Here is a 3,337-nt window from a genome sequence, read left to right as displayed (position 1 = left end):
GCCGACTCCGCGGGCTCCTCAATCGAGCAAATTAGAAGGCATGGCTCCTAACCCACCCACTTCTCGTAGTCGGACACGAGCAGGTGCAGCGGCGCAACGTCCTCGTCGATGTCTGCGAAGCGGCCGATCGGCTCGCGGAAGACATTGTCGGTGAGATCGTCATTGACGGTCGAAACCTCCCCGATCAGCACGTCCTTGCCTTCGGCCCAGAAGGCGTGCCAGACGCCCGGCAGCAGAGTGACGCTCTGGCCCGGGTCGAGCTTCAGCAGCCCGCCCGCAGGCAGCCTGTGGATGGTTCCGTCGACAGGCACCGATACTTCGGCCGTCGGATCGATGCCGCCATCGCGATCGTGCATGAACAGTTCCAGCACCAGCTTGCCGCCGCCACGATTGATGATGTCTTCGGCCTTGATGTTGTGGCGATGCATTGGCGACAGCTGGTCCTTGCGCGAGATCATGATCTTTTCGGCATAGAGCATGCCCATGCCCTTCTTCATGTCCTCGTAGCGACCGTTGCGAACGGTGAACAGGAAGAGGCCGAGCTCGTCGAACTTGCCCTGGCCGTAGTCGGTGATGTCCCAGCCGAGCCGGGAAGAGAAGATGGCCGACGAATCCTGCCGGCGCGCCTTCATCTGTTCCGGGGTCCAGTAGGCGAAGGGCGGCATGATGTAGCCGAACGAACGGATGAAGGCATCGGCGTCGCGGATGATATCATTGATGGTGGAGCGTTTCATGGTCGTGGTTTCCTTCCCGTCGGCCTAGGCGATCTCCAAACCGAATAGCCGAACGCCGATCCGGTGTCGACGTAAACCGCATGAGCTGGCCTCATGACATCCGGTTCGATCGAGGTCATAACGGCAACCAGTTTCCTGATGGTGGCATCCCATGCTGAGTATAGAAGATCTCGATACGCCGGCGATCCTGATCGATGTCGACCGCGCCGAAGCCAACATCGCGCGGGCGCAGGCCCATGCCGATCGCCATGGTCTGAAGCTCAGGCCGCACATCAAGACCCACAAACTGCCTTACTGGGCAAAGAAGCAGATCGCAGCGGGTGCGGTCGGCATCACCTGCCAGAAGATCGGTGAAGCCGAGGTGATGGCCGATTCCGGCCTCACCGATATTTTTCTCCCTTATAACATTCTGGGCAAGGCCAAGCTGGAGCGCCTCAAGGCGCTGCACGGTCGTGTGACGCTGTCGGTGACATCAGACAGCCTGGAAACACTTGCGGGCCTCGCCGCCACCTTCACCGATCCAGGCCAGCCGCTACAGGTGCTGGTGGAATGCGACACCGGCATGGGCCGCTGCGGCGTCCAGTCGGCCAGCGAGGCGGTCGCATTGGCCAGGGAGATCGACAAGGCCAGGGGGCTCGCCTTCGGCGGGCTGATGACCTATCCGGCGGCAGGCCGCGCTGCCGAGGCCGAGACGTGGCTCGCCGGCGCGCACCAGGCGCTCGCCGCATGCGGCTTTGGCTGCGAACGCATCTCCAGCGGCGGCACGCCGGATATGTGGCGCTCAAGCGAGGCTTCCGTCGTTACCGAGTACCGCCCCGGCACCTACATCTATCTCGACCGCTACCAGGTCGGCAAAGGCGTCGGGAGTCTCGACGACTGCGCGCTGACGGTGCTGTCGACGGTGGTCAGCCATCCGACGCCGACACGGGCCATCCTCGATGCCGGGAGCAAGGCCTTGTCCAGCGATACGCTGGGGCTGCCTGATTTCGGCGAATTGCTGGGTATTCCGGGCGCTACCGTCACCGGCCTCAGCGAAGAGCACGGCAACGTCACGCTTTCCGGCGACGCCAGGCTGCGTATCGGCGATCGCGTGCGAATCGTGCCCGACCATTGCTGCGTCGTCACCAATCTGTTCGACGAGGTCCATCTGATCGCCGGAGAACGGGTGCTGGAGACGCTGCCGGTGGCGGCGCGTGGCCGCATGGGATGAGCTCGACGTCGTTCGGACCGAACGACCGTTTGATCAAAGTTGGACAAGCGGACCCAGTGCAGCCTTCAATGGATCGAGGGCATCGCCGTACAGTTTCCAGCGCTCTACAGAGGACGAATAGATCGGCTGGCGCACCTGCCAGCGGCTTGGCGTTCGTACCGTGCGCTCGGTTTCGTGGAAATGCAGACAAGCATCGTCCCATTCCATGCCGAGAAATCCAATCAATCCACGGGCGCGGGTTTCGAAATCGGCCACGGTTTCTTCGTAAGGCATGTCGTGGATGGCCAGCGGAACGACCTTGGCCCAGTGGCGCATCAAGCGATCATACTGCCGGTAATACTGCCCAAGCTTGGTCAGATCGGTATTGTAGCCGTGGGAATCGGAAAAATTATGCATGAAACAGGATGTGCAATTGTCCATCGGGTCACGCCGGCAGTGGACGATGCGGGCATTTGGCAAAATGAGACCGATGAAAGCCAGCAGCTCGAAATTATGCGGCATCTTGTCGACGACACGCGCCGCCTTGCCGTTGCGCTTGTTGAGATGGCCGAGATATTTCGAGCCAAGCTCCTTCGCCTTCGTCGGTGTGAGCGAAACCATGGCCTTGGCGAAAATCGCCGGATCAGGCTGGTCGAATCCAAGTTCGCCGGCCAATGAACGGATCGTCGCCAGCTCGCCGGCGCCGTAAATATCGTGATGGCTGGCGCATATCTGCTCGGTCAGCGTCGTTCCTGAACGGGGCATACCGACGATGAAGACCGGACGTTCGGACGGATTGCCGAACTTTGGCCGCGCTTCGAAAAAGCCGGCGTCGAAAGTCTCGATGAAGCTGTCATAGAGCCGCGTGTGCAGGGCAATGTCGAAATCATTGCCGGAGATTGCCTTGGCCCTGGCGAAATGGCGGATGGCCAGGCCATACTCGTACTGGTCGTTGAGGATTTTTCCGGCGGCGTGATGCAGGATAACCCGCTCGCGATCAGTGGTCATCGGCAGTTCGAGGCGGGCCTGCACCAAAGCCAGAGCTGGATCGCCCTTGACGGCCCGACGCGCGAGCGCCAGCCCGGACAGCGCCTCGACATTTGCCTTGTCGATGGCGATGGCACGGCGGAAGCATTCGACCGCCTCGGCTTGTCGGCCCATGTCGGTGAGCAGGTCGCCCATACCGACCAGCGCCGTCAGCGATTGGCTGTCGACCGCCAGCGCACGGCGATAGAAACCCTCGGCGATGTCGCCCTCGAGTTGGCTCCGGTAGGATTTCCCGAGATTGCACAATGCCTCGACCAGCCGGCCGTCGAGCTCGATCGCTTTTCTCAGCTGTTTGCGCGCCAGTTCGATGTTGCCGATCAGGTTGTAGGCGTTGCCGAGATTGTTGCGGAAAATGGCGTTGCCCGGT

At 61.5% G+C, this 3,337-nt stretch carries 3 protein-coding genes; 1 reads left to right on the top strand and 2 read right to left on the bottom strand.

The features are described from left to right. Nucleotides 1–47: 47 nt before the first annotated feature. The gene (locus EOA86_RS27640; protein ID WP_128344576.1) at nucleotides 48–734 is read right to left on the bottom strand and encodes a D-lyxose/D-mannose family sugar isomerase; all 687 of its coding nucleotides are present in this window, start codon (nucleotides 732–734) and stop codon (nucleotides 48–50) included. Between the two features lie 151 nt (nucleotides 735–885). Between EOA86_RS27640 and EOA86_RS27635 the strand changes: the two genes are divergently transcribed. Beyond that, a complete protein-coding gene (locus EOA86_RS27635) occupies nucleotides 886–1,944 on the top strand; it encodes a D-TA family PLP-dependent enzyme (RefSeq protein ID WP_128344574.1) in 1,059 nt (352 codons plus the stop codon). Between the two features lie 33 nt (nucleotides 1,945–1,977). Here the strand turns inward: EOA86_RS27635 and EOA86_RS27630 are convergent. Beyond that, a partial coding sequence (locus EOA86_RS27630) for a sulfotransferase (protein WP_164892029.1) occupies nucleotides 1,978–3,337 on the bottom strand: 1,360 nt, incomplete at its 5' end.

The organism is Mesorhizobium sp. M5C.F.Ca.IN.020.32.2.1, from assembly GCF_004023105.1.
Lineage (GTDB): Bacteria > Pseudomonadota > Alphaproteobacteria > Rhizobiales > Rhizobiaceae > Mesorhizobium > Mesorhizobium wenxiniae.
The sequence above is the reverse complement of the archived record's forward strand: the minus strand, read 5'-3'. Positions and strand labels throughout refer to the sequence as shown.

Coding starts and splice junctions, on each gene's coding strand:
- EOA86_RS27640 (WP_128344576.1), bottom strand. CDS start 734: ATGAAACGCTCCACCATCAATGATATCATCCGCGACGCCGATGCCTTC.
- EOA86_RS27635 (WP_128344574.1), top strand. CDS start 886: ATGCTGAGTATAGAAGATCTCGATACGCCGGCGATCCTGATCGATGTC.